Source organism: Streptomyces sp. NWU339 (genome assembly GCF_003143855.1).
Lineage (GTDB): Bacteria > Actinomycetota > Actinomycetes > Streptomycetales > Streptomycetaceae > Streptomyces.
In genome coordinates, this window is the sequence record NZ_QFRK01000097.1 from 1 (window position 1) to 22,674 (window position 22,674).

The 22,674-nt window shown below is 70.8% G+C and carries 29 protein-coding genes and 1 pseudogene; all 30 read left to right on the forward strand.

Annotated features, from left to right (window positions below; all coding sequences use genetic code 11):
* Positions 1–967 precede the first annotated feature (967 nt).
* On the forward strand, positions 968–1,315 hold the full coding sequence (locus DIZ27_RS42375; RefSeq protein WP_109383633.1) for a hypothetical protein: 348 nt from the start codon (positions 968–970) through the stop codon (positions 1,313–1,315).
* 82 nt (positions 1,316–1,397) lie between these two features.
* Positions 1,398–1,889: a hypothetical protein gene (locus DIZ27_RS42380; RefSeq protein ID WP_146229116.1), complete on the forward strand. Its 492-nt coding sequence runs from the start codon at positions 1,398–1,400 to the stop codon at positions 1,887–1,889.
* Between the two features lie 23 nt (positions 1,890–1,912).
* Positions 1,913–2,215, forward strand: a complete 303-nt coding sequence (locus tag DIZ27_RS42385) for a hypothetical protein (RefSeq protein ID WP_109383635.1) — start codon at positions 1,913–1,915, stop codon at positions 2,213–2,215.
* Between the two features lie 181 nt (positions 2,216–2,396).
* Positions 2,397–3,401 (forward strand): DUF932 domain-containing protein, encoded by a 1,005-nt coding sequence (locus DIZ27_RS42390; RefSeq protein WP_109383636.1) that lies wholly within the window; start codon positions 2,397–2,399, stop codon positions 3,399–3,401.
* A gap of 324 nt (positions 3,402–3,725) precedes the next feature.
* The gene (locus tag DIZ27_RS42395; protein WP_109383637.1) at positions 3,726–4,214 is read left to right on the forward strand and encodes a hypothetical protein; all 489 of its coding nucleotides are present in this window, start codon (positions 3,726–3,728) and stop codon (positions 4,212–4,214) included.
* Entirely contained in the window at positions 4,207–4,374 is a 168-nt protein-coding gene (locus DIZ27_RS42400; protein ID WP_258308859.1) for a hypothetical protein, read from the forward strand. The genes DIZ27_RS42395 and DIZ27_RS42400 overlap by 8 nt, the downstream gene beginning before the upstream one ends.
* A 258-nt stretch (positions 4,375–4,632) precedes the next feature.
* A complete protein-coding gene (locus DIZ27_RS42405) occupies positions 4,633–5,316 on the forward strand; it encodes a hypothetical protein (protein ID WP_109383638.1) in 684 nt (227 codons plus the stop codon).
* Entirely contained in the window at positions 5,309–5,770 is a 462-nt protein-coding gene (locus DIZ27_RS42410) for a hypothetical protein (RefSeq protein WP_109383639.1), read from the forward strand. The genes DIZ27_RS42405 and DIZ27_RS42410 overlap by 8 nt, the downstream gene beginning before the upstream one ends.
* Before the next feature lie 641 nt (positions 5,771–6,411).
* Positions 6,412–7,428, forward strand: a complete 1,017-nt coding sequence (locus DIZ27_RS42415) for a hypothetical protein (protein ID WP_109383640.1) — start codon at positions 6,412–6,414, stop codon at positions 7,426–7,428.
* Between the two features lie 79 nt (positions 7,429–7,507).
* The gene (locus DIZ27_RS42420; RefSeq protein WP_109383641.1) at positions 7,508–7,801 is read left to right on the forward strand and encodes a hypothetical protein; all 294 of its coding nucleotides are present in this window, start codon (positions 7,508–7,510) and stop codon (positions 7,799–7,801) included.
* Positions 7,798–7,974 carry a hypothetical protein gene (locus tag DIZ27_RS46365; RefSeq protein WP_181383979.1) on the forward strand — a complete coding sequence of 59 codons (177 nt, stop codon included), beginning with the start codon at positions 7,798–7,800 and terminating at the stop codon, positions 7,972–7,974. Before DIZ27_RS42420 ends, DIZ27_RS46365 begins: the two co-directional genes overlap by 4 nt.
* 420 nt (positions 7,975–8,394) lie before the next feature.
* Positions 8,395–9,186: a hypothetical protein gene (locus DIZ27_RS42425; RefSeq protein ID WP_109383642.1), complete on the forward strand. Its 792-nt coding sequence runs from the start codon at positions 8,395–8,397 to the stop codon at positions 9,184–9,186.
* A gap of 208 nt (positions 9,187–9,394) precedes the next feature.
* Complete coding sequence (locus DIZ27_RS42430; RefSeq protein ID WP_109383643.1) at positions 9,395–9,595, forward strand: hypothetical protein; 201 nt, start codon at positions 9,395–9,397, stop codon at positions 9,593–9,595.
* 32 nt (positions 9,596–9,627) lie between these two features.
* Entirely contained in the window at positions 9,628–10,221 is a 594-nt protein-coding gene (locus DIZ27_RS46370) for a hypothetical protein (protein WP_181383980.1), read from the forward strand.
* 573 nt (positions 10,222–10,794) lie between these two features.
* A complete protein-coding gene (locus DIZ27_RS42445) occupies positions 10,795–12,252 on the forward strand; it encodes an ATP-binding protein (RefSeq protein WP_109383644.1) in 1,458 nt (485 codons plus the stop codon).
* Positions 12,253–12,306: 54 nt separating this feature from the next.
* Positions 12,307–12,789 carry a transposase gene (locus tag DIZ27_RS48160; protein ID WP_258308860.1) on the forward strand — a complete coding sequence of 161 codons (483 nt, stop codon included), beginning with the start codon at positions 12,307–12,309 and terminating at the stop codon, positions 12,787–12,789.
* Positions 12,756–12,977 (forward strand): annotated as a pseudogene (locus DIZ27_RS48165) (IS110 family transposase); the annotation flags it as partial. The gene DIZ27_RS48160 and the pseudogene DIZ27_RS48165, both read left to right, overlap by 34 nt.
* Before the next feature lie 385 nt (positions 12,978–13,362).
* Positions 13,363–13,629, forward strand: coding sequence for a hypothetical protein (locus DIZ27_RS42455; protein WP_109383645.1), 267 nt, complete (start codon positions 13,363–13,365; stop codon positions 13,627–13,629).
* A 330-nt stretch (positions 13,630–13,959) separates the two neighbouring features.
* The gene (locus tag DIZ27_RS42460; RefSeq protein WP_109383646.1) at positions 13,960–14,616 is read left to right on the forward strand and encodes a hypothetical protein; all 657 of its coding nucleotides are present in this window, start codon (positions 13,960–13,962) and stop codon (positions 14,614–14,616) included.
* A 154-nt stretch (positions 14,617–14,770) separates the two neighbouring features.
* Positions 14,771–15,226, forward strand: a complete 456-nt coding sequence (locus tag DIZ27_RS42465) for a single-stranded DNA-binding protein (protein WP_109383647.1) — start codon at positions 14,771–14,773, stop codon at positions 15,224–15,226.
* A 137-nt stretch (positions 15,227–15,363) separates the two neighbouring features.
* Complete coding sequence (locus DIZ27_RS42470) at positions 15,364–16,209, forward strand: DNA-processing protein DprA (RefSeq protein WP_181383981.1); 846 nt, start codon at positions 15,364–15,366, stop codon at positions 16,207–16,209.
* A 70-nt stretch (positions 16,210–16,279) separates the two neighbouring features.
* Complete coding sequence (locus DIZ27_RS48170) at positions 16,280–16,897, forward strand: hypothetical protein (RefSeq protein WP_258308861.1); 618 nt, start codon at positions 16,280–16,282, stop codon at positions 16,895–16,897.
* A gap of 60 nt (positions 16,898–16,957) precedes the next feature.
* Positions 16,958–17,416, forward strand: coding sequence for a hypothetical protein (locus DIZ27_RS48175; RefSeq protein WP_258308862.1), 459 nt, complete (start codon positions 16,958–16,960; stop codon positions 17,414–17,416).
* 509 nt (positions 17,417–17,925) lie between these two features.
* Entirely contained in the window at positions 17,926–18,195 is a 270-nt protein-coding gene (locus tag DIZ27_RS48180) for a hypothetical protein (RefSeq protein ID WP_258308863.1), read from the forward strand.
* Entirely contained in the window at positions 18,192–18,722 is a 531-nt protein-coding gene (locus DIZ27_RS42485; RefSeq protein ID WP_109383648.1) for a DUF6248 family natural product biosynthesis protein, read from the forward strand. Before DIZ27_RS48180 ends, DIZ27_RS42485 begins: the two co-directional genes overlap by 4 nt.
* A gap of 102 nt (positions 18,723–18,824) precedes the next feature.
* Positions 18,825–19,718 carry a phosphoadenosine phosphosulfate reductase gene (locus DIZ27_RS42490; RefSeq protein ID WP_258308864.1) on the forward strand — a complete coding sequence of 298 codons (894 nt, stop codon included), beginning with the start codon at positions 18,825–18,827 and terminating at the stop codon, positions 19,716–19,718.
* Between the two features lie 211 nt (positions 19,719–19,929).
* On the forward strand, positions 19,930–20,283 hold the full coding sequence (locus tag DIZ27_RS42495) for a hypothetical protein (protein WP_146229118.1): 354 nt from the start codon (positions 19,930–19,932) through the stop codon (positions 20,281–20,283).
* A gap of 109 nt (positions 20,284–20,392) precedes the next feature.
* On the forward strand, positions 20,393–21,298 hold the full coding sequence (locus DIZ27_RS42500) for a hypothetical protein (RefSeq protein ID WP_109383650.1): 906 nt from the start codon (positions 20,393–20,395) through the stop codon (positions 21,296–21,298).
* Between the two features lie 728 nt (positions 21,299–22,026).
* Positions 22,027–22,209 (forward strand): hypothetical protein, encoded by a 183-nt coding sequence (locus DIZ27_RS42510; protein ID WP_219933733.1) that lies wholly within the window; start codon positions 22,027–22,029, stop codon positions 22,207–22,209.
* 54 nt (positions 22,210–22,263) lie between these two features.
* The coding region (locus DIZ27_RS49100) for a transposase (RefSeq protein ID WP_375232077.1) at positions 22,264–22,674 on the forward strand (411 nt) is incomplete at its 3' end.

Genomic DNA, 22,674 nt, shown 5'->3' on the forward strand with positions numbered 1-22,674 from the left:
GTACCACATCGCTGCGCGATGTGCAAGCGAACCCCCGTGCTGCGCACGGGGGTTGCGCTCCCGCTCCGCGGGAGCGCCTGCGGGACGCTGCGCGTCCCGCCCACCCGCCTTGCTGCGCAAGGCCGGTGACGCTCCGTCCGCTGCGCTCCCGGAGCTGCGGGGACTGCGTCCCCGCGAGGCGGCCTCCGTTGCGCTCCAGCCACCGTGTGGCGCTGCGCGCCCCAAAGGCCGACCCCGCTACGCGGGATGGCCAACGGGCCTGCGGCCCGAGCCTCAACAAGGGGGAGGGTGGCCCGGGCCGGTGACCCTGCATCATCTGATGCATATGTAGCTTTGGCAGAACCGGTCCACACCCCCGGTGCTTCACACCGTAGCCCCAGACCAACACTGGAACCAGACCACACCTTCGGGATGAGGTCCAGAATTCTATCTCTCCTTCCGGATCCAACGCTTTTGCTGCGCACAATTCTCGATGGTCGCCTTTAGTTATCCTGCTTTCGTTGGCAGTAATTCGACCCGGGGCGAATTACTGCCCTGCTGAAGACCACATGATGCCCATCACTCAGACCCAGCAACAGACAGGTCCAGAACCAGACCGGCCCATCGGACCCGCCCACACGGTCCAGGGCCGCGCGGAGGCCCCCGCCGACGCGCAACACACCCACCCGCCCCGATCCCCGACGCCGCCGCACCACCCACACCCGGACCCACCCTTTTTCTCTCATTCGGGCAGGGAGAGCGGCAGCAGAGGGGATGTCGGCTCCCCGACCGCGGCGGAAAGGTCGTCTGACCAGGGACGCCCGGAGGCCGGCCGCCGGGCAGGGTCAGGAGATGACGCAAGAGATAGTGCAGGAGTTTTGCGCGTGGGGTAGTGCAACAGATCCAGACTACGGTATTATGGAACATGTCGGAAGGGGTGGCCCCCTAACCGGCACCGCCGAACGTTCGTCAACAGAAAGGCGTCAGTGTGGAAATCGTCATCAGCGGAGGCAAGGTGGCTCCCAGCACGGACGAGATCACGACCCCTCAGGCCGCAAAAGCCCGCCGGATCGCCAACTTCCTCCCGCGCCCGGAACTCCTCCGGGACGCCGTCATCGTCCACAACCAGGACGACAACACCACGTCGATTCGGTTCGACACCACGGCCGGTCCCATCCACATTCTTCTGCCCATCGCTCAGGGGTTTGAGTTCCACATCATCCACGACAGCGACACCGGGCCCCGCATTCTCGGAACCTTCCGGGGAGCATCCCTTTCGGTGCGAGCCGTCGCATTCCGCATCAGTGAATTTCTGCGGACGCGCGGACTGAAGTAAGAGGCAGCTTCGGGGGCCCGGTCCACCGGGCCCCCGGAAAAGCCCAGCACTCGCACCAATCGGAGGGACAGTCACTGTGAGCATGACGAGCATTGAGCCCGCCCACCGCGCCGTTCCGGCGAGCGAGGGCGAGCGAGAGCAAATGGAGGCCGCTTTCCGGGCGGCACTGGAACAGCTCCCCGAGAACACCGGTTTCCCGCACGACGTGCGCGAGCTGGCTCGGCCCCTTTTCGAGGTGGGATGGATCTCTGGCGTACGGACCGGGCACACCGGGCCCGCGCTGGCCGACGTGCCGTTGCCGCCCCACACGTTCGGTACGGCACTGTCCAACCTGACCGCCGCCCTGAACGCGGAGAGCGGCCCCAGCATCGGGCAGTTGGTCAGCTACCACGGGTCGCAGCAGTGCTGCCACGGCCGCTACTGGGTGACGCGCATTGAGCGCGAACTGGACCGCCGAGGACGAGAGTCCACGCTCTACCGCCTCAGCGAGTTCAGGGATGGCGCATTCGTCACCGCACTGACCGGAGTCCACACGTGGAGCGTCACGGCACTGCCACAGCACTGGCAGCGGTAAGCCCACACGGAAGGGAACTGATCATGAGTCAGGGGATCGCCAAGCAGCTCAAGACCCACCCGCGCGCCCATGTGGTCGAGCAGGAGGGGGCCGACCGGACGGGTGCCATGCGCTACCGCGCACAGGTCAAGTACCTCGCAGTCGGTGACACGCTCGCCGGTTTCGGCAAGGTTCTGGAGTGGTCGGAGACAGACGCCGTGGACGGGTGGCGGATGTTCCGGATGGTCACCGAGCACCCGCAGCACTACCCGGTCGAGACCAACGTGTTCCACGTGCCGGAGTACCTCTACTACGGCGTTACCTCCCTTGCCGAGCAGGAGGAGTGACCTGACCCGGCGCAAGCCGCCGCAGCCGTAGCCGCAGGTCAGAGCGTAGCCCCGAGGGTGGGGTGCACCGGAGATTTAATCGGTTGCCCCACCCCCTGACTTAGGTATTATGGAACCAGTTCGGAAGGGTTGGCCCCCTACCGGACACGCCGAAAGTTCGTCACCAGAAGGGAAGCCCCAAGTGGCTCACGAGATCGAGCAGTTCACCGACGGCACCGCCGCTTTCGCCTCCGCCAACACGAGCGCCTGGCACAAACTCGGCATCGTCACCGACGGCGCAATGACCGCCGAGGAGGCCATGAGCATCGCGTCGCTGTCCGGCTGGAACGTGCGACTCCTCCCCCTGACCGCGACCGAGATCACGGACGACGGCACCACGCCGGTGGAAGTCCCGCAGCACTTCGCGACCGCCCGCACGCACCCGAAGACCGGCCGCACGCAGACCCTTGGAGTGGTCGGCAGCGACTACCACCCCGTGCAGAACGAGGAACACGCCGAGTTCCTCAACCTGCTGGCCGACGAGTCCGGCGCGCACTTCGAGACCGCCGGATCGCTCAAGAACGGCCGTCAGGTGTTCCTCACCATGAAAATGCCGCAGACCCTCACGATCGGCGGGAACGACGACGTGGATCTGTACATCGCAGCGTTCAACAGCCACGACGGAGGCAGCGCGTTCCGCATCGTCGTGACGCCGGTCCGGGTGGTGTGCGCGAACACCATGCACGCGGCCATCCACGGGGCCCGCTCCTCGTTCGTGGTCCGGCACACCGCCGGAGCCAAGGCCCGCATCGCGCAGGCCCGATCCGCCCTCGGTCTGACGTTCCGGTACGCCGAGGAGTTCGAGCAGGCCGCCCACCGCATGATCGAAGCCGAGATGACGCTCAGCGAGCTGAAGTCGGTGGTCGACGAGCTCTGGCCGGTCAAGGACAGCGACCACGCCCGCACCAAGACCAACCAGCGCCAGCGCTGGGGAGCGATCTCCAACCTGTTCGAGCACGCCAACACCCAGGCCGGCATCCGGGGCACGCGCTGGGCCGGTTACAGCGCACTCACCGAGTACGCCAACCACGTCGCCCCCGCCCGAGGCAAGACCGACGCCGAGAAGACGGACGCCCGCGCCGAGCGGGTCATCAGCGGAGCGGCAAACGACCTGATGGACAAGGCATTCGCCCTGACCACGGTATGACCCTCTAAACGCCGGACGGGCGCCCCGAACTCCCCATCCCCACACGGGGCGCCCGTCCGGTCCCCCCCACCAGCCCGCGCATGCCCAGGGCCCCAGAGCGCGCAGCGCCCCGCCCGAGAGGGAGCGCGCTGCGCACCCGCCCCGGGCCTGCCGCACAGCGCGGCTGCGCAGCAGACCGCACACCCGTCCCGGAGCGCAGCGCCGGGGGCCAACCCGCCCGGCTCGCGCAGCGAGCCGCCCGCTGCTCCGGGCGCAGCCCGGAGCGCCCCGCTGCGCGGGAGAAGGCAACGCCCCGACCAACCATCAATCGAGGAGTGACACACCATGCCCGCACGCCCGGAACTCGTCCGCCCCGACGATGTCGCCATTGCGGCCGCCGCGCGCCGCGCCCTCAGCGCGCTTGCCGCCGTGTTCAAGGCCCTCGGCAAGGGTGAGCACACATTGAATTTCGCGGTCGAGCAGACCAATGACGCGTTGGTCAGCGGCCGGGCTGATGTCTCCGTCGGCACCGCCCCCGAGCGGCTGGCTGTGCTGGACGAGGACGACTTTGCAGCGCTGTGCACGCTGGTGACGTTCGCGCTGGAGGGCAGCACCGTCCGCCGCGCCGTCCTGGTCGCCACCACGGCCGCCGAGCCCAGCCCCCGCGCATGCGGCTGGACCGTACGGGGCGGATGGCTCCACCCCATGGACACCGCCGAGCTTCAGTTGGCCGTCCGTCCATGCCCCGGCTTCCCCAACGTGCACCGCGAGGTCTACAGCGCCCCGGTCCTGCCCCAGAACGCCGACACCGACGAGGAGTACCCCCATGGATGACGCCCCCGCCGTCACGGCCGACGGCTACTGCACCAACACCGCCCCGGTGGCCGGCAGCGTCCGCAGCACCACCACGACCGCGCTGGGCAGCAAGTTCGCCCGGATGAACAACCGCCCCTACGCCGACACTGCCCATGCGGCCGCACCGGAATCGGTGTGACCGAACGCGGCAACCTGCACCGTCACAAGCCGCCGCAGCAGTAGTCCACAGCCGCCGTTCCCGCCCCTCCCCCGGGGCGGACGGCTCACCCGGCCAGTGCACCACTGGCCGAAGACCTGCCGCCCCTCGCCCGCACCCTCCCCGTCGGCGAGCGAGGGGCGGCAGGCCCCCGCACACCGAGATTCCTGCGCGCAGGCCGCGCCAGCGGACATACACCAGTCCGGCCACCTCACCCACCGCCCCCACGGAAGGTCACTCATGGGCATCCCGAAATGGACGATCAAAGGCATCGTTGACGACTTCGACGAGTGCGGTTGCTGCGGCCGCCACGGACTGAAGCGCACGGTCGCGCTGATGCCGCTGGACGCCGACGGAAACGAGGACGGCTCCGCCGTCTACTACGGCACGTCGTGCGCCGCTACCGCGCTGAGCTGGACGCAGGGCAAGGTGGCCGACACAGCGCGCGCCGCCCAGGCCGAGCGGGACCAGCGCGATGACTACGCCTGCCGGATGATCAGCATCTACGCCCCGGTGGAGTTCGCCCCCGTACGCGACAAGGCCCGCGTCTACTACGGCCGCAACCAGAGCCAGCGGGACACGGGCGTGAAGGCGACCGAGGAAGTGGCGAAGCTGCTGGCCGAGGCCCGCGCCACGCTGGCCGACACCACGACCGGACCGGCCCGCCCGTGGCGGATCGAGGACTTCCGCCGCTACGTCGTGATCTTCAACAGGGACGGCGGGATCTCCCTCGTCCGGCGCGTGCCGGAGGAGGAGGTCGAGCGCCAGGAGCAGGCCGCCGCGGCCCAGCGCCGCGCCGACGAGATCCGGGGCAGCGTCCTGGTCGTGGCCGCGCTGAACGCCGAGGCCGCGCGCGACGTCGCCTACGCCGACGAACTGACCCGCGAGTGGAACGCGAAGGCCTGGCAGGCCGCCCATGCCTGAGACCGCGCCCGCGTCCCGGTTGTTCATCGGGAGCCGCGTCACCTACGACGGCAGCATCACGGAGATGCACGACCTCCCCCTGTACCTCCTGCCGTGCATGTGGTTCGGCCACTGCGACGCCTGCTGGGAGCAGGACGACGAGTTCGGCGAGCGGAAGCCGATGGAGCGGGACCACTTCATGGCGGTCGACCTCACCACTGACCGCCGCTTGCACCACGCCCGCCGGGCGCACCTGACCCCGATCCCGCACGAGTGGCCCGATGACGCCGTTCCGGTCAACATCAACGGCTACTGGTACTCCGCCGCCTACACCGCGGCAGGCGGAAGCGACCGGGCCCGGACGGTGCACTTCTACACCGCCGAGGACTTCATGGGGCGCACGTGGTGCCACTTCCGGGAGCCCGCGCCCGACGTGCGTCGCCTGGACGAGCAAGGCCGCCGCCCCGCCATCTGACCGTGTCCCGCACGCCACAGCGTGCGGAACACCCCCGCCCCGCCGCGCGCAGCCGGCCCCCACCCGTCGCCCCGCTGGAGTCACCGTGACGAGCCCGCACCCCGACCAGCACGCCCGCAACGGCCGCCGCAGCCTGCCCTATCCCGGAGACGAAGCGATCACCGCCGCCCGCCGCCGCGCGCACCTCGTATTCGCCCAGCTCTTCACCGCCCTCGGTGCCGGACGGCACCGCCTCAACTACGCCGCGTTGGACGTCGACGGCCGGTACGCCCTGGCCAGCGCCACCGTCGACGTCACGACCGCCCCCGCATGGCGCCTGGAAGCCGACCTGGACGAGTTCACCGCCGTCAAGGCCGCCGTGACGGCCGCCCTGGAGGGCAGCTGCACCGTCCCTGGCCACCCTGGTCGTGCAGACCGAGCAGGAGCCGGGCCCGGTCGTGTGCGGGTAGCGGATCGAGCGCGGATGGCTGCACGGCATGAAGACCGCCGCCGTGCAGGCCGCTGTACGGCCCTGCGCGAGCAGCTCAGCGCCTCTCGCCCGCGCCTACCCCGCGCCGTCCCTGCCGGACCCGTCCGTCACGGACTGAAGTCACCGGCCCTGCCAACTCCCCGTTCCTGTACGCCCCGTGAGGAGACGCTCTGTGATCACCTTTGCCACCCCGTCCGGCACCGTCCGCGCAGTCCCGTCCGAGGCGGACCCCGCCGGAGCCGTGCGCTACTGCCTCACCGGTGCCGCCAGCGGGACCGTCCACGTGACCGCGACCAGCAGCCCCGCCCGGTGGGACCGGTTCGACGCCGTCCGGGCGACACTCGGATCCGCCAGCGCGCGGGAGTGGCCCGCCGAGCCGCTGGTGCGCATCCGTGGCCGCGCCTACCAGGGCAACACGGTCAGGGTGCTGGCCTACTCCGCCGACGTCCCCTGGGGGTGGCTGGAACGGGACCTGGTCGACACCGACGACCGGCCCGCGCCCGAGCAGGCCAGCCAGACGCTGACCGCTATCCTGCGCGCGTGCGCCGGCGACTACGCCGCGCGCAGCGACTTCCCCAGCCTCCAGCACGCGGCCCGTCGCCATGACACCCCGCAGCTGCTGAAGTGGCTAGAGGCGATGATCTCGCACGCGGACCGGGCGCAGGCCCGTTGGCTGGAGGAGGCCGAGGCCCACTGGGTCCAGGCCGCCCGCAGTCTCGCCGCCTGGTGGACGCTGGCCCGCTGGTTCACCGACCGCCCGCACCCGGTGCTCGCGCTGCTGCTGGCCCCGGACCGCGAAAGCCTGGCCCACCGCTCCGAGTACCTGCCGAAGTGGGCCGAGATCAGCAGGGGCGCAGCCAACGAGGAGGGCCGCCGTCTGACGCTCTTCCGGTCGGAGTACGAGGGGTTGACCCGGCCCACCGCCGCGCCGGAGAGCGGAGAGCGCGCGTACTTCGTGGTCGGTCAGTGGACGGGCGGGGGCGACGTCGACATCTGGCACGTGGAGGAGGCCCCCGCCGATCCAGGCGAACGGGCCGACGTCCACGAGCAGCACCAGGAGGACGCCGAAGAGACCTTCGGCAGCGTCAACGTCGTCTACGCCGCCAGCCCGCAGGCCGCAGCCGACCAGGCCCGCAGGGAAGCGCGCGAGACCAGCGACCGCATCCACCGCGAGCTCACCCACCCGTAGGCCGACGAGCCCGCGCCCCGGGGTGGCCTGCCGCCAGGCCGCCCCGGTTACGCCCCCTGATCACGAGGAGAGACGACCCGTGGCAACGTTCGCGCACGCCACCCCGGAACGCTGCGCCCAGCTGGGCCGCGCCCTCACCGCCGCCGACCTCACCTGGAGCGACAACAGCCGCCAGGACGCCCCCCAGTACCTCACCTACACCGCCACCGACCCGCACGGCCGCACGTGGCAGGTCAGCCCGGCCACGAACTTCCAGATCTCCCCGTCCAGTCCGGGGCAGATCTGGCAGGCCAGCTGCGCGGCACTGATGACGAGGGGCCCGCTCCTGTCCGCCCGCCTGGTGGCGGAGCACATCAAGGACGTCCCGGCATGAGCAGCCCGCCGCCGTTTGGGCCCGAGGACTTCGAAGACCGGTGCGAGACCTGCAACGCCCCGCCCGGGCAGCTCTGCCACGCCTGGTGCGACACCGGATACACCGCCGAGGACGCCCGCGCCGACGCCGAGCGCCACGCCGCCCAGCGCAACGCCAAGCCCCCTGCGCCGTAGGCGCACCGCCCCGACTCCCCCGCCCACCCCACATCCTCGAAGGAGACCCCTCATGGAACTGTCCACCCCCGCCGGCCTTGAGTCCCTCGCACGCGCGGTTGCCGAGCGGCTCGGCGCCGACCGCACCGAGAAGGACGGCAACACCGGCCGGGTGCGGATCGCCTACGCCGACGGCCGCGCCCTGGAACTCACCCCAACCGCCCCCGGACCCGGATCACCGCCACCGCGGCTCTGCCCGAGCAGGCCACCGCGTACGGCATCGAGGTCAAGGCAATCACGATCACCGCCCTGCCCCGCCCGCGCCCCAGCGAGAGCCAGGCCAAGGCCACCGCCCGGCGCACGGCCGACCACATCCGTCAGCGGCTGCTGCCCGCGCACACCGCCGCCCTGGCCGAACTGCGCGAGCGCACCGCCCCCCAGGTGGACACGCTCCAGCGTGCCGAATCCGCCCTTGCCGGATTCCTCGACCGCCCCCGCGGCGGGGTGGCGATCTCCGAGCAGCCGGTACGCCGCCCGCTGGGGCTGACCGCCCGGTGCGCCGTCGCCTGGTGGCATACGCTCGACGGGCCCTCCCGCGCCGTGGCACCGTTCATGGCCGACGCCCTGCGCCGGGCCCAACTGGCGACGACGGAGCAGCACGGCAGCGGATACGTGTTCTTCGCCGAGCCCCCGGCCCAGCCCTCCGACACCCGGTTCAGGATCGTCCCCGCCGCCGGTAGCGAAGGGTGGGACCTGGTCGACGAGTTCACCGGCGCCTGCGTGCGGACGTACGACGACCGGGAGTGGGCCCAGGGGATCGCCGAGAGCGCGAACGGCGAGGCGGACGCCGCCCGGCGCGCCCAAGTCGCGTCCATGGACCTGCCGGGACTGTCGGCAGACCTGATCGAAGACGAGCAATTCCGAGCCCTGGCCGTGGAGTTGGCCACCACCGGGCACATGCCCTACGGCCTACCCGAGATCGACTACACGCAGACGCCGGGATTCCACATCTACCCCAGCGCAGAGCCGGGTACGGCCAAGGTGGCACGGCTGCTGGAGCCCTGGGGGGCGATCCGGCCCGGTGCCCGCTGCGAGGCGCCCGAACGCGAAGTCGAGCGCTACGACGAGGACATGGAGGCCTATGCGCGGCTCCTGACCAGGCCGGGCCGGACGGTGGCCGTCAGGCTGGACGGCGTCCAGGTCACGTTCAGCGAGCCGCCGACCAGGCCCTGATCTGCGCGTTCCGGGGTGGGGCAGCAGCGTCATAGAACTCGGTTGCCCCACTCTCAAAGATAGGTATTATGGAACAAGATGGAGTGCGGGAGCGGGATACGCCCTGGGAGAGCTGCACCGCAGCCGCGCTGCCCACCGGGCCGAACGCGCCACGGGAGAGCTGCGCCCCTCTCCCACCACCACACCCGCGCCGAGAGAGGGCACCTACGTGACCGACGCGACCAGTGCCCCCGAGTGCCGCCAGCACGGCCCCATGACGCTGCACACCGGCGACCAGTCCCCCGCACAGCGCTTCACCGGCACTTGGTACACCTGCACCGATCCGACCTGCTGGAGCGCCGTCCTGTATCCGTCGACCGAACTGGTCGCCGCCCTCGAAGCGCAGGGGCGTCCGGCGAAGGCCCCCTGACCCTCACCCACACCCGCGCTGAGGGAACCCTGTTGTCCGGCTCGGTGAAGGGCGACGGCGCGTACGAGCTACTCCGGCCGTTCCGCTTCCGGGCCTCTGCCTCGATCGGGATCTACCTGCGCGGCTCCCGCGACCGCCGCGCCGACCTGTACCTGATCAGCCAGGCGGCCGACGTCCTGCGTTCGGCCGGCCACCGGGTGACGGTCGAGATCGACGAGGCCCGGCGCCGGGCCTTCGCCGAGGGCGAGGAGGACCGCGCCGAGCGGGCGCGCCGAGTACTTCGGGGTGCGGGCCGAGCGCTTCCAGACGTCGTCGGACGCGAAGCGGGAGCGCGGGCGCCGAGGTCGGACAGCAGGTTGCGGGCGAGCTGGGTGGCCCGGGCGGCGGTGGGGTGGGCGGTGACGCCGAGGACGTGGACGGTGCGGATGCCGACCTCCATGACGAAGAAGACCTACAGCCGCGTCAGGGTCACCGTGTCGACGTGGGAGAAGTCCACCGCGAGGAGCCCGCTTGCCTGGGCGCGGAGGAAATCGCGCCAGGTCGGCGCGTCTCCTGACCGTCGGGGCGCGGGGTCGAGGCCGGCGGAGCGCAGGACACGGCGGATGGTGGCGGCGCCGACACGGTGACCCAGGCGGCGGAGCCCGCCCTGGATGCGGGCGCAGCCCCAGGAGCTGTTCTCTCGGGCGAGCCGCAGGACCAGCCCGGTGGAGCTGCTCGGGTATCGGCGGGCGGGATGGTGCACTCCGGTTTCTGTCTCCATTTCCAGCGGACGAGACAGCGGCGGCAGGTGAGCAGGGCGCCGGGGGTAACCAGCCGGGTGCGGCGCAGCGCAGCGGGCAAGTGTCGGGCGAGAGCGGCGAGTACGGCCCGGTCCGGCCAGGACAGTCGTGGCCGGGCCCCGAGTTGGCGGCGCAGGATGGCGACTTCGTGGCGCAACGCCAACAGCTCGACGTCCTTGGCTCGTTGGGCACGGGAGAGCAGGAGGAGCAGCCCGAGGATGCGGACGAAGGCGAGGTAGATCACGCGGAGCGCCACAGCGTTCGAGCATGCCACGATCGGGCGCAGGTCTCGAAGTCCCAGGTCGAAGCAGGTACGAGAGTTATGGCCCTCACAGGATGATTTATCGGCGCCCGCAGTGTTGCGTTGACGCCTCGCTCTTTGTAGATTAAGTCTACGTAGATTCCATCTACAAAGATAGGATGCCGAGTGTGAGCGAGTTCATCGGCAGGGCCAACGAGCTGGCCCTGCTCGGCAAGCGCCTGGAGCGGGTACGCACCTCCGGCAGCGGTGTGGCCCTGGCGATCCGCGGCCGCCGGCAGGTCGGCAAGTCCCGCCTGGTCCAGGAGTTCTGCGACCGCGCCCAGGTGCCCTACCTGTACTTCACGGCGACCAAGGGCGCCTCCCCCATTGAGGCCGCCGCGGCGCTGCTGGACGAGCTGCGCGACTCGACCCTGGTCCGCGACCGCGAACTGGTGCCGCAGCTGGGCACTGGCAGCTGGCCGGACGTCTTCCGGGTGCTGGCCGGCCTGCTGCCCGACCAGCCGAGCGTGGTGGTACTGGACGAACTGCCGTGGCTGGCGGAACAGGACAGCGTCTTCGACGGGGCGCTGCAGACCGCGTGGGACCGGCTGCTGTCCTCCCGGCCGGTCCTCCTGCTGCTGCTCGGCTCAGACCTGCACATGATGGAGCGGCTCACCGCCTACGACCGGCCGTTCTACGGCCGCGCCGATAACCTGGTGCTGGGCCCGCTGAACCCGGCCGAGACCGGCGCCGCGCTCGGCCTCACGGGCGCCGAGGCGCTGGATGCCCACCTGGTCTCCGGCGGCCTGCCGGGCATCCTGCGGGTCTGGCCGCACGGCACCCCGGCGCTGAAGTTCCTGCGCGCCGAGTGCGCCGACCCGGCCTCGCCCGTCTTCGGGGTGCCGGAGACGACCCTGATGGCCGAGTTCCCCAGCCCGAATACCGCCCGGCGGGTGCTGGAGGCGATCGGTGCCGGGGATCGCACCCACGCCAACATCGCCTCCACCGCAGGCAGCCGCGAGGGCTCGCTGCCCTCGGGCACGCTCTCGCCGCTGCTGCGCCGGCTGGCGGAGGAAAAGCACGTCCTGGCCGTCGATGCGCCGCTGTCCACCCGGCCGGGCAAGCCGTCGCTGTACCGCGTGTCCGACAGCAACTTGCGGCTGTACCTGGCGGTGCTGCGCACCGCTCAGGAGCAGGCCCAGCGCGGCCGGCCGCAGGTGGGCTTCGGCGCCATCCAGCGGCAGTGGCCCAGCTGGCGCGGCCGCGCCGTGGAGCCGCTGGTCCGCGAGGCACTGGAGCTGGCCGCCAGCGCCGGGCAGCTTCCTTGGCCGGACACGGAGGTGGTCGGCGGCTGGTGGAACCGACAGTTCAACCCGGAACTCGACCTGGTCGGCGCCGACCGGGCGCCGGTGGCCGGACGGATCGACTTCGTGGGGTCGATCAAGTGGCTGGAGTCGGAATTCGACAGCCACGACCTGGCCGACCTGCAGCGGGCCGCGCCCCAGGTGCCTGGATTCGATCCGACGCGCACCGGCCTGGCGGTCGTGTCGTTGTCCGGCATCTCCCCGGATGTCCCGCGCGACGGTGTGGGTCTGATGTGGTCGGGCGACGACGTACTCGCCGCCTGGTCCGTGTAGGGTGCCATAACTATCGCATAGCCCTTGACCAGGCCTTTCCCCGTGAGGCCGATCATGGCAGGCTCCACCAGCATGCCCTGGTTCTACCTGCTGGAGGCCACCGAAGGGATCGAGCCGTGGCTGCTGAGCGCCCAGCACATCAAGACCGTGCCGGGCCGCAAGACCGACGTGAAGGACTGCGAGTGGATCTGCCGCCTGGTCGAGTACGGCCTGGTCCGGCCCAGCTTCGTGCCACCGCGTGACATCCGCCAACTTCGTGACCTGACCCGGTACCGCACCGAGACCACCCGCGACCGGGTCCGCGACGTCAACCGGCTCGCGATGTTCCTGGAAGACGCCGAGATCAAGCTCAGCTCGGTCGTCAGCGACATCACCGGCCGCTCCGCCCGCGCCATGCTGGACGCCCTGGTCGCGGGCGAGCGCGACCCGCAGGTGCTGGCGGATCTCGCGCTGGGCAGCCTGCAGGGCAAGGTGCCCCTGCTGACCCGGGCGTTGACCGGCAGTTGCTGCCCCTGCGTGCGCAGGTCGAGCTCCTGATCGCCATCCCCGGGATCAGCCTGACCCTGGCTCAGATCCTGATCGCCGAGGTCGGTGTGGACATGGGCCGCTTCGCCACCGCCGGACACCTCGCGTCCTGGGCCGGGATGTGCCCGGGCAATAAGGAGTCGGCCGGCAAACGGCTGTCCGGCCGCACCCGCCACGGCGACACCTGGCTCAAGACTGCCCTGTTCATGGCCAGCGCCACCGCCGCCCGAAGCAAGGGCACCCACCTCGGCGCCCAGTACCGACGACTCGTCCCCCACCGCGGCGCCAAGCGCGCCACCGTCGCAGTCGGCCACTCCATCCTGGTCGCCGCTGGCACATCCTGCACGACCTCGTCCCCTACCAAGACCTCGGCCCCGATCACTTCACCAACCGGCTGGGCAAGGAACGCCTCGCCCGCCGCTTGCTCGCCCAGCTCGCCGCCCTCGGCCTCGATGTCACCGTCACCCCGCGCGACGAGGCCGGTTGACCTGTACCAACGCGCGCAGACTCAGGTCATTTTCAAGAGAGCACGGACCGGCGCAGTCCCGTATCGCCCCCATCTACGTGACCCAGAGGAGGAGCTGCATGCCCACCACGTACCCCGTGACGCTCCCGCCCGTTCCCACCGACCCGGAGACCACCTGGCACGCCCAGCGCCTCAGCGACACGGTCTTCGAGCGACCGGACCAGGGGTGGCCCTCCGCCACCACCCGGTTCGCGATCGACGCCTCCAGCTCGGCCGAGGCAGAACTGCGCGTGCTGGCGTGGATCAACCACAGCTACGAGGACGACCTCCGCCAGGCCGGCACCCACCGCTGGCACGTCAGCCTCCGCATCCTCGGCGAGTTCTGATCCAGACCCGAGCGCGCCACACTGCGAGAGAGGAACCACCGTGATCATCCCCGACCCGAACAGCCCCGTGGGCAAAGCCGTCATCTCGCTGCACAGGCAGATGACCGATCTGGAGGTGCGCACAGACGAATGGCCCGGCGCGGACGTCGTCACCATCCTCGAACCGTGGCTGGAGCAGTTCGACTTCACCGACGCCCCGGAGCCGGCCGTCGTACACATTCCGCCGCCCCCGCCGGGGCAGGCTTGGGTGCTGCGTCGCTGGGACCGGCACGAGGACGGCATCGAACTGTTCACCGACGAGGACGCGGCTCTTGGCGGACTCGCCAGCACGTGCGCCAGGCCTGGGACAACATCCTCGGTCAGGAAGGTGTCCCCGACGAACCGCCCGCCGACGACCGCACGGCCGTGGACCTCTGCTACGGGCCCGAGCGCGACAACCGCCCGGACGAGGGCTACTCGCTGTACGCCGACACAATCAGTGGGAAGGGCCGCACACGGATCGTTCCGCTCAACTTCCAGTTCCCCGACGCCGGCGCATGCGAGCGAGCCAACCACGGCGCCGTCTTCAACGCGGGAATCCACGGTGGTCTTCCCTGCCTGGAAGTCGACGGCGTCCTGGTGTTCGCCTACCTCGACCACGAGGTCGGCGCCGTCCGGGTATCCGTCCACCTCGACAGCGCCCCGGACCACCTCGTCCGGCCCGATGGCACGGTGCCGCTGCGGGTCAAGGTCGAGGACACGATCGTGCTCGACGACAGCGAGGCAGAGGGCGCGCCCAGGCCGCCGCTGCTGGACTCGCTGCTGAACGCGGCCGACGCCGTACGGTACAGAAGGAGCCGATCCTCGCAGCAGCTCTGGCCGCCGGCTTGTTGTGGCGCTGCCTGGCCTGCCAGTGGGACAACCCGGGCGCGGCAGCCTGCTGCGAGGGGCCCGGGCCCTGCCGAATGCCGCAGCCCGGATCAGGAGCTGAGGTGGACCGCGAGGTAAGCGAGCCGTAGGCCGGAGCCAGCCTCAGTGGGGCGGGTGTCTCCACCCCGGAGGAAAAAGGGGATGACACCCACCCCATATATAGGCATTATGGAACTCGTTCAGGTGGCCCCCGGGCGCTGCCAGAACGTTCGTCGCATCGAGGAGTACCTCCATGAGCGGAGAGACCACCGCTGTCATCCGCGGCCGCGTGTACGGAACCGTGCAGCTGCGCCACACCGAACGCGGCACGCCCGCCGCCCGGTTCACCATGATGCAGGTCCCACGCGAGTACGACCGTGCACGCGGCCAGTGGCGCGACGGGGAACCGGTCCCGGTCATCTGCACCGTCACCGGGCCACTTGCCCGGCACGTCGCCGAATGCCTCACCGACGCCGTGCACGTGATCGCCACCGGGAACCTGGCCCTGCGCGACAACGTGTTCTATCTCGACTCCGCCCAGGTCGGTGTAGACCTCGCCCACCACGTCGCCTACATCGACGACACCCTTCCAGCCGTCCTCGCCGGACGCGCCCCGGCACCGCGTGCGACCGCCGCCCCCGAGCCCGCGCGCCGCGCCGCACCGGCCCGCCCGGCCACGGCTTCCGCCGCTCCGGCTGCCGACTGGTAGCTGTCGCCGCCGCGCCGTTCTTGGGATGCGGTCACCGCGCCCAGCCGCACCGGCCGCTGACCGCGCCACTCGATCCCGCACCGCCCATCGCGGCCCCGGCATGCCCGCCGGACGCCGCCCCGTCACGGAGGTACGCCGTGCCCAGCACCGCCCTGTCCGAGCGCGCCGCCCGCGCCGCGCTCGCCGCCCACTTCGCCCCTCACCAGATCGCCGGTCATCTCGCCCATCACTCTGCCGAGGACGTCTGGCAGTACGGCGTCCGCCACGACGCCAGCGGCCGACTGGCCCAGTACAAGCCGCGCGAGGAACTCGCCAACGCCCAGCTGACGTGCCAGTTCGTCATCCCCTCGGACGATGTGTGGCCCGCCGCTCTGGCCGACCTGGGTGCCAACTGCCCGCTGGGTCTGTGGGTGCGCGGACATGAGCAGCTGCCCGAGCTGACCGCCCATGCCGTGGCCGTGACTGGCAACCGGGCCGCCACCGCGCAGGCCCTCACCCGGACGCAGGCCTTCGCCGCCGCCGTCGCCGAGGCCGGGCACACGGTCACCGCCACGCTCGCCTACGGCGTCGACTCCACCGCCCACCGGGCCGCCGCCCGGGCCGGGCTGGCGACGCTCGCCGTCCTGCCGCGCGGCCTGGACCACGCCCACCCGCACGACCACGCCCAGCTGCTGAGCTCCATCCCCGCGAGCGGCGGCACGGTGGTCAGCCTGTTCAGGCCCGGCGCCCCGGCCAGCGGAGCGACGCTCCGGGCCAGCGCCGCCCTGCTCGCCGCGCTCGTGCGCGCGGTGGTTCTCGTCGAGGCCCTGGACCACGCCGAGGCGGCGATGCACACCGCCGAGGTCGCCGCCGACCTGAACCGGCCCGTGCTCGTCCCGCCCCCCACCGACGAGATGCGCGCCGACGGCAGCCTCCGCCTGCTCGCCGAGCAGCGCGCCGTCCTGGTCCCCGACCCCGCGCACGCGCTCGCCGCCCTGCGCTGACCAGCTCAACCGACCTTCCGTGCCCGGCCGTTCGGCCGGGCACGGCCCCCCGGAAGGAGTGACGGACGCCATGCCCAGCACCGCGTACACCCCGTCGCTGCCCGGCCTCAGCACCACCGACGGCCTGGACACCGTCATCAACTGGGGCCTCGACGCCGACTCCACCGCCTACATCGCCGACATACTCACCGACCCCGACGCCCACGGCATCGACCTGGACCACACCGCCGTCCTCTACATGGCCACCGGCAGCGAGTGGCCCGAAACCCGTCTGTTCGTCGAGGAGTTCATGCTCCCCTTGCTGCGCGAGCACGGCGTGCGGTTCGTCCAGCTGGCACGCAACGGGCACCTGAAGGGCGGCGGGTTCACGATCCTGGACGACTCCCCCACTCCGAGCAGCTCTTCGCCCGCGGGCCCTGGACGCTGTGGGACGACCTGGAGTCAGTCGGCACCGTGCCCCAGCAGGCCGGCACCCGCAAGTGGCCTGTGGGCCAAGGGCGACGTCGGCGACTGGTGGATCAAGCAGGTCTTCGACGGCCGCCCGTTCCGGCAGATCCTCGGCTTCAACGCCGATGAGGAAGGCCGCCGCTTCGGCGACCAGGTCGCCTCGAAGATTCCCGGGCGTACGGGGTGTTCCCGCTCATCGACTGGGGCTGGGACCGGCAGCAGTGCGAGGACTACCTCCTGAAGCGGTTCGGCGTGCACTGGCCCAAGTCCTACTGCACCTTCTTGCCACTACCCAGTCTCCATGGGCGCCCTGCCCGCCCACCTGGAGCGCATGCGCACCCACCCGGACGCCGCCGGTGAGGTGCTGCGCCTGGAGTACACGGCAATGAGCCTCAACCCCAACGCCAAGCTCTACGGCAAGCGCACCCTCCTGGAGTTCTTCGACGCCTCCCAGCCACGGGACCGCGCGTGCCTGGAGGCCTTCGAGCGCGAGCTCGCCATGCCGTGGGCGCTGAACCACGTGCGCCGCCTGTTCCTGCTGTCCGCCGACGGCGAGCGGCGCCCGGCGATGCGCTCCACCGAACGCGTCGACCTCGATCACGCGCACCAGTCGGCCCACCGGCTGATCTCCGTGTCCGAACGGCACGGCATCGAGGTCGAGCACGACCCGGTGTACGGGCGTGCCCGCTCCTGGGTCCGCCGCCGTCTCGAGACCTGGCCGATGGCGAAGGAGCTCTTCACCACCGCCCCGCCCGCGTGATCAACAAGCAGGACAAGAACTTCGAACCGGCATGGGACGCCCTGATCTCCGGCTCCACCGCCCAGCTCCCGCTCGCCTGAACCACCCCCAACCCTCTTCCGGAAGGACCCGCCATGCGCGCACCCCTGGCCTTACCCCTGATCCGGCTCCTCCGCTGCGCCGTGCTGTACCTGGCCACGCCGTCCGGGGATGACGTACAGGCCGGACTACTGGGCTGCATGACGGCCCCAGCCCAGGCAACGTCATCCCGCCCGGCTGCCTGTACGCCTGCGACAACGGCAAGTTCGGCAAGGGCTGGCCCGGCGAGCAGGCCTGGTTCGCCTGGCTCAAGGCGACGGTCGACCGCTACGGCCCAGACCGCTGCCTGTGGGCCGTAGCCCCCGACGTCCCGATGAACGCCGTGGCGACCCTGGCCGAGTCGCTGCCCTGGCTGCAGCAGATCCCCTCCCTGGGCCTCCCGGCCGCCTTCGCCGCCCAGGACGGCAGCGACCACAGTCATCCCTTGGGACTTGATCGACGTGCTGTTCCTCGCGGGCTCCAACAAGTGGAAGACCTCACCGACCGCCCACCGCCTCGCCGTTGAGGCCCGCGAGCGCGGCCTGACCGTCCACACGGGCCGCGTCAACTCCCGCCGACGGCTGCGCATCGCGCAGGCCTTCGGCTGCACCAGCGCCGACGGTACCTACCTCGCCTTCGGCCCCGACACCAACCTCCCCCGCCTCCTCGCCTGGATGAACGAACTCCACACCACCCCAACCCTGTTCGGAGACGACGCATGACGACGACCTGGCTGCGCTACGTGGGCGCATCGATCATGGGCATCCTCGGCCCCGTCCCCTCCACTATGACCGAGGAGGAGGGCGCCTGGGTCCGCGCGAACGCCTGGACCAAGGCACTGCGCAAGATCGACGACGCCTACCCCCACGGCTTCCACCGGTGGTGCTCGTGCGAGGCCGGCACCTGCCACCCCTGCCGCACCGGCCACCACGACCAGTGCATCAGCCGCAACGGCCCCCACGTCGACGACGCCGCCGGCACCATCACCGACCGCGGCGGCTTCGTCGTCGCCGTGATCCGCTACGGCCCCGGCCAGCAGCCCTGCCGCTGGATCTGCCGCTGCACGCACGCCCTCGACGGCGAAGCCGAGGAGGCCAACGCCGTCGATGCCCACGAGGTACAGCCGACCGCCCGGCGGTCGACGACGCGCTGCTCGAAGTCCGTGCCCGCGCCCGCACCGGACGGGCAGATGTCCCTCTTCACCAGCGCCGGTCTGCCGGAGGAGGCCACCGGCGGTGAGACGCCGTGACGTTCCCGATCCAGCCCGACCCTGAACCATCGCCCACCTGCACTTCCGCGGCACCGTCCGCCCTGAGTTCCCCCGTCTGCTGCTCGTCTCACTGGAGTTGACATGCCTTCGCGCCCCAGCAGCCGCCCGCCCATCACACCCGATCTGACCTCGTACGATTTACTCGCGCCCCAGCTGTCCGGCGGAAAGGACAGCGCGGTCATGATGGCCGTGTTCATGGAAGCCGCCCGCACCGCCGGCGTGGCCGACCGGGTCATCTCGTACCACTCCAGCCTGGGGGTTTTGGAGTGGCCGTCCGTCGTGTTCGACGGCGCCCGCTACCCGGGGGTGTCCGAGCTCGCCGCGCTGCAGAGTGCCGCCTTCGGGGTACCGGCCGACCGGCACCTGGAGGTTACCCGCACGATGCCGGGCCCGGACGGGATCCGGATGCCGCACAGTCTGCTGACGGAGATCGCGCTGTACGGGCGCTTCCCTCGGATGGGCAGCCCGTACAGCCGCAAGGCTGCGAAGGAGAGCGTGGTCTCGAGCGCCTGGACCCCCATCGTCCGCCAGCTCGGCCGCGAGCTCGGCCGGCCGGTGCGGATCCTGAAGGTCATGGGCCTGCGCAGCGACGAGGGACCCGACCGCAAGAAACGCCCGGCCTTCCGTACGGTGCAGGTCAACGGGGCCTGGATCGTGGACGAGTGGCTGCCCATCAAGGACTGGTCGACCGACGCGGTCAAGGGGTGGCACACCGACGCGCCGGTGCCGTACTCCTGGACGTACGACTCGGTGCCCGGTGCCGGCGACTGGGCCGGAACCTCCCGCTCCTGCTCGCTGTGTGTCTTCGCCTCCCGCCACGACGTACTGCTCTCCATCGGTCGGCGGCCGCGGCTGGCCGACCTGTACGCCGAGGTTGAGCGGGTGCGGGGCGACAGCTTCCGCGCGGACTGGCGCATCACCGACCTGATCCGGCACGCCGAGCAGTGCGGCGCACCCGCCCCGGGCGTCGTCTGAGCGGACGACGGCCCGGAGTTCACCGCCCTCAAGAATCAGGTACGGGCGGCGCTGAAGAAGGGGCCCCGTAAGGAACCCGAGATGGCCCGACACAACGGCCGTGCGCTGTGCGACGGCTGCACCGCCCACAACTGACGCCCGTGTGTGTCGGGCCGGTCTGTCCGGACCCGGCCCGGCACACGTCCCCTTACAGTGGATGAAGGAGATGACCATGGACACCAACCCCACCGCCCTGCTTCTCGACCTCGCCGCCAGCGCTCAGGACCTGAGTGACCGGGACGCGCTGCAGGACCTTCTCGCCACGGGCCACCGCGCCTGGTGCGAGGGCGTCGCCGACGTCCAAGCCGGCGTTGACCGGGAGACCGCGAGCCTGTCCGACGCCCAGCTCGCCGAGCGGTGCGCTGCCGCGGGTACGCCATGGGAGGAGGGGATGACACGCGGCGAGGCGGTCTCCGCGCTCTCGTTCACGACCTGGGATGCCGCTCCAGCCGCCATGGCCTACACGGAGCTGGAAGAGCGCGCCGCGCTCTTCGGCGTCTGCCTTCTTGGCGAAGAGCTTCTGTAGCCGGTTTCGCGCTGGGCTGGACACAAACCCACCCACATTGGCATTATCGAACCTGTCGCGCTCATCCGGGTGACGGCACCGCCTTGCTGATCCTTCCAAAGGGGCCCAGATGTCTCCCGCCGAGCGGCTCGTGGACACCGCACAGATCGTGTCCGAGTTCGGCACGAGCAAGCCACGGATCAGCGAGTGGAGCAACGACCCGGACAGCGGTTTCCCTGCGGTCGCGCACACCGAGGGCCGCAAGCGGTTCTGGCCCCATGACGAGGTCGCGGCGTTCTTCGCCAAGCGCGCGCCGAAGAAGCGCACCCTGCCGGCCGCGGTACTCGAGGCCGACCAGGACGAGCTGCTGACCAAACGGGAAGTGGCCAAGCTCCTCGGCTACACCCGCGCCTCCACCATCGACGCCTACTTCCGCGACCGGCCCGGTTACTTCCCCGAGCCCGACGAGGACATCGACGGCCCGATGTGGCGCCGTGGCACGATCGTCACCTGGGCGAGCAGCCGTCCCGGCAAGGGCCGGCGTCGCTCCGCCCCGGCCGCCCCGCTGCCCACAGTGCCCATCGACGGAGACCCCGACGAACTCCTCGGCACGGCCGAGGTCGCGAGCCTGTTCGGCTACAGCAGCGTCGCTTCCTTCTCCAGCGCCCTCTACCAGGGGCGTCTCCCTGAACTTCCCGAGCCGGAGACCCTGGAGAGGGAGGAAGGCAGCCGCGGCGGAGCCCGCAAGAAGTGGCGCCGGGCCACCGTAGTCGCCGCTGCCCGCAAACGCGGTGTGCTGCCGGCCGCCGACCAGGACGAGAACGAGGACCTGGTCGGCGCCGCCGAAGCGGCCCGGATCCTCGGATACGGCAACACCGACAGCTTCATCAGCGCGCTCGGGCACGGGCTCCTGCCCGATCTCGAGCAACCCGATGGGTTCGAATACCGCCGCGGCAGTGCCGGCCGACCGCGCCAGCAGCGCTGGAAACGCTCCCGCCTCGAGGAGCTGGCCGCCCACCGGTCCTCGACGCCCTGACTGCAGCGCACCGCCCCGCGTCACACGCGGGATACCGTAAGACCGCGGCCTCTGGTTTAAGGGATCGACGAACTCCCGGCGGGCCAGACGCCGCACGATGGCCGGTATGGAGAGGCCAGCCACCTCTCCGCCGCAAAGCCGCACGGCTTCGCGGCACCGGCCATCGCCGTTTCCTGAACGCCCCCGCGCATGCCGCCCCGAGCTCCTCTCCAGGTACTGTCACCGCCGGCGTTGAGGCGCCCGAAGCCGGCCAACTGCGTCAGCATCTGCAGCAGGACGAGGAGAGCCGTGCGCAGGGCTGCCGTGCCGTGGCCCAAGCCGAGACTGAGCGGCTGGCCGCCCTGCGCAGGGAAGCGCTCTTGGATGCCGTTGCCCGCGCCGCAGCGCGCCGAGATCGGCTGAGCACCAGAGCAGACGAACGGGCCGTCGCGCCGCACCGGGTATAGGTTCCGGGGCAGCGCAACGGCCTGTGCCTCGCCTCAGCTGCCGGGCTGCGAGTCCTTGCCGCCGTCGTTCCCGGACGCAGTGCCGTCTCCTTCGGCCCGGCCTGACCGCCGACGGCCACGGCGCTTGGAGCGTGTACACCGAGTCAGCAGTCTGCGGAAGTCCGCCCAGACTTCGTACGCCTCGTAGCCGAACATCACTAGACGAGTAGATCCGAAGTTCCGCCCCGTCAAAGGAACGAGGGTGTCCAAGATCAGTTTGTGACGGCCGACCTGAACACCCTCTTGACCGCACTCTACGTAAAGATCGACGACGAGATCGAAGGAACGCGATGGCTGGGCCGCCCGCCCCTGCTCAGCGACTCCGAACTCATCTGCCTCGCAGTGGCCCAGGCCCTGCTCGGCTACCACTCCGAGGCCCGCTGGCTGCGCTACGCGCATAAGAAGCTGTTGTCTTTTCGATCTTGAGCGGTGGTGGTCGAACGCGGGTTCCCGGTCGGGTGATCCTGCCGGGGTGAGGGCATGAAGGCAGGGCCTCCTGAACAGCTCGTGGGTGTCGAATCCATAGAGCAACAGGAGGCCCTGTTGTCACAGTCTTCCGTGCTGGTCCCGGGCGAGTCCAACTCGGCTGCTCCATCGTGTGATTGCCTCGCGCACGTGTACGGCAACGCGGCCGACCGGCCCGAGCGACAGCGTCGGTACCCGACCGACATGACGGACGCGGAGTGGACCGTGGTCCGGCCGCTGCTGCCGGTGCCGGGCTGGATGCGCGGCCGCGGCGGGCAGCCGGAGGCGTACTGCCACCGGCAGATACTGGRCGCGATCGGCTATCTCGTGGACAACGGAATCAAGTGGCGGGCGATGCCCGCCGACTTCCCGCCGTGGGACCGGGTGTACGCGTTCTTCCGCCGCTGGCGCGACCACGCCCTGATC

Excerpts from the sequence above, each read along its gene's own strand:
- DIZ27_RS42380 (WP_146229116.1), top strand. The coding sequence starts at position 1,398 with ATGACGAGCATTGAGCCCGCCCACCGCGCCGTTCCGGCGAGCGAGGGC.
- DIZ27_RS42465 (WP_109383647.1), top strand. The coding sequence starts at position 14,771 with ATGAGCGGAGAGACCACCGCTGTCATCCGCGGCCGCGTGTACGGAACC.
- DIZ27_RS42400 (WP_258308859.1), top strand. The coding sequence starts at position 4,207 with ATGGATGACGCCCCCGCCGTCACGGCCGACGGCTACTGCACCAACACC.
- DIZ27_RS42500 (WP_109383650.1), top strand. The coding sequence starts at position 20,393 with ATGTCTCCCGCCGAGCGGCTCGTGGACACCGCACAGATCGTGTCCGAG.
- DIZ27_RS42385 (WP_109383635.1), top strand. The coding sequence starts at position 1,913 with ATGAGTCAGGGGATCGCCAAGCAGCTCAAGACCCACCCGCGCGCCCAT.
- DIZ27_RS42490 (WP_258308864.1), top strand. The coding sequence starts at position 18,825 with ATGCCTTCGCGCCCCAGCAGCCGCCCGCCCATCACACCCGATCTGACC.
- DIZ27_RS42455 (WP_109383645.1), top strand. The coding sequence starts at position 13,363 with ATGCCCACCACGTACCCCGTGACGCTCCCGCCCGTTCCCACCGACCCG.
- DIZ27_RS42445 (WP_109383644.1), top strand. The coding sequence starts at position 10,795 with ATGCCGAGTGTGAGCGAGTTCATCGGCAGGGCCAACGAGCTGGCCCTG.
- DIZ27_RS42395 (WP_109383637.1), top strand. The coding sequence starts at position 3,726 with ATGCCCGCACGCCCGGAACTCGTCCGCCCCGACGATGTCGCCATTGCG.
- DIZ27_RS42405 (WP_109383638.1), top strand. The coding sequence starts at position 4,633 with ATGGGCATCCCGAAATGGACGATCAAAGGCATCGTTGACGACTTCGAC.
- DIZ27_RS48175 (WP_258308862.1), top strand. The coding sequence starts at position 16,958 with ATGGGCGCCCTGCCCGCCCACCTGGAGCGCATGCGCACCCACCCGGAC.
- DIZ27_RS42495 (WP_146229118.1), top strand. The coding sequence starts at position 19,930 with ATGGACACCAACCCCACCGCCCTGCTTCTCGACCTCGCCGCCAGCGCT.
- DIZ27_RS42410 (WP_109383639.1), top strand. The coding sequence starts at position 5,309 with ATGCCTGAGACCGCGCCCGCGTCCCGGTTGTTCATCGGGAGCCGCGTC.
- DIZ27_RS48170 (WP_258308861.1), top strand. The coding sequence starts at position 16,280 with ATGCCCAGCACCGCGTACACCCCGTCGCTGCCCGGCCTCAGCACCACC.
- DIZ27_RS46365 (WP_181383979.1), top strand. The coding sequence starts at position 7,798 with ATGAGCAGCCCGCCGCCGTTTGGGCCCGAGGACTTCGAAGACCGGTGC.
- DIZ27_RS48160 (WP_258308860.1), top strand. The coding sequence starts at position 12,307 with ATGGCAGGCTCCACCAGCATGCCCTGGTTCTACCTGCTGGAGGCCACC.
- DIZ27_RS42485 (WP_109383648.1), top strand. The coding sequence starts at position 18,192 with ATGACGACGACCTGGCTGCGCTACGTGGGCGCATCGATCATGGGCATC.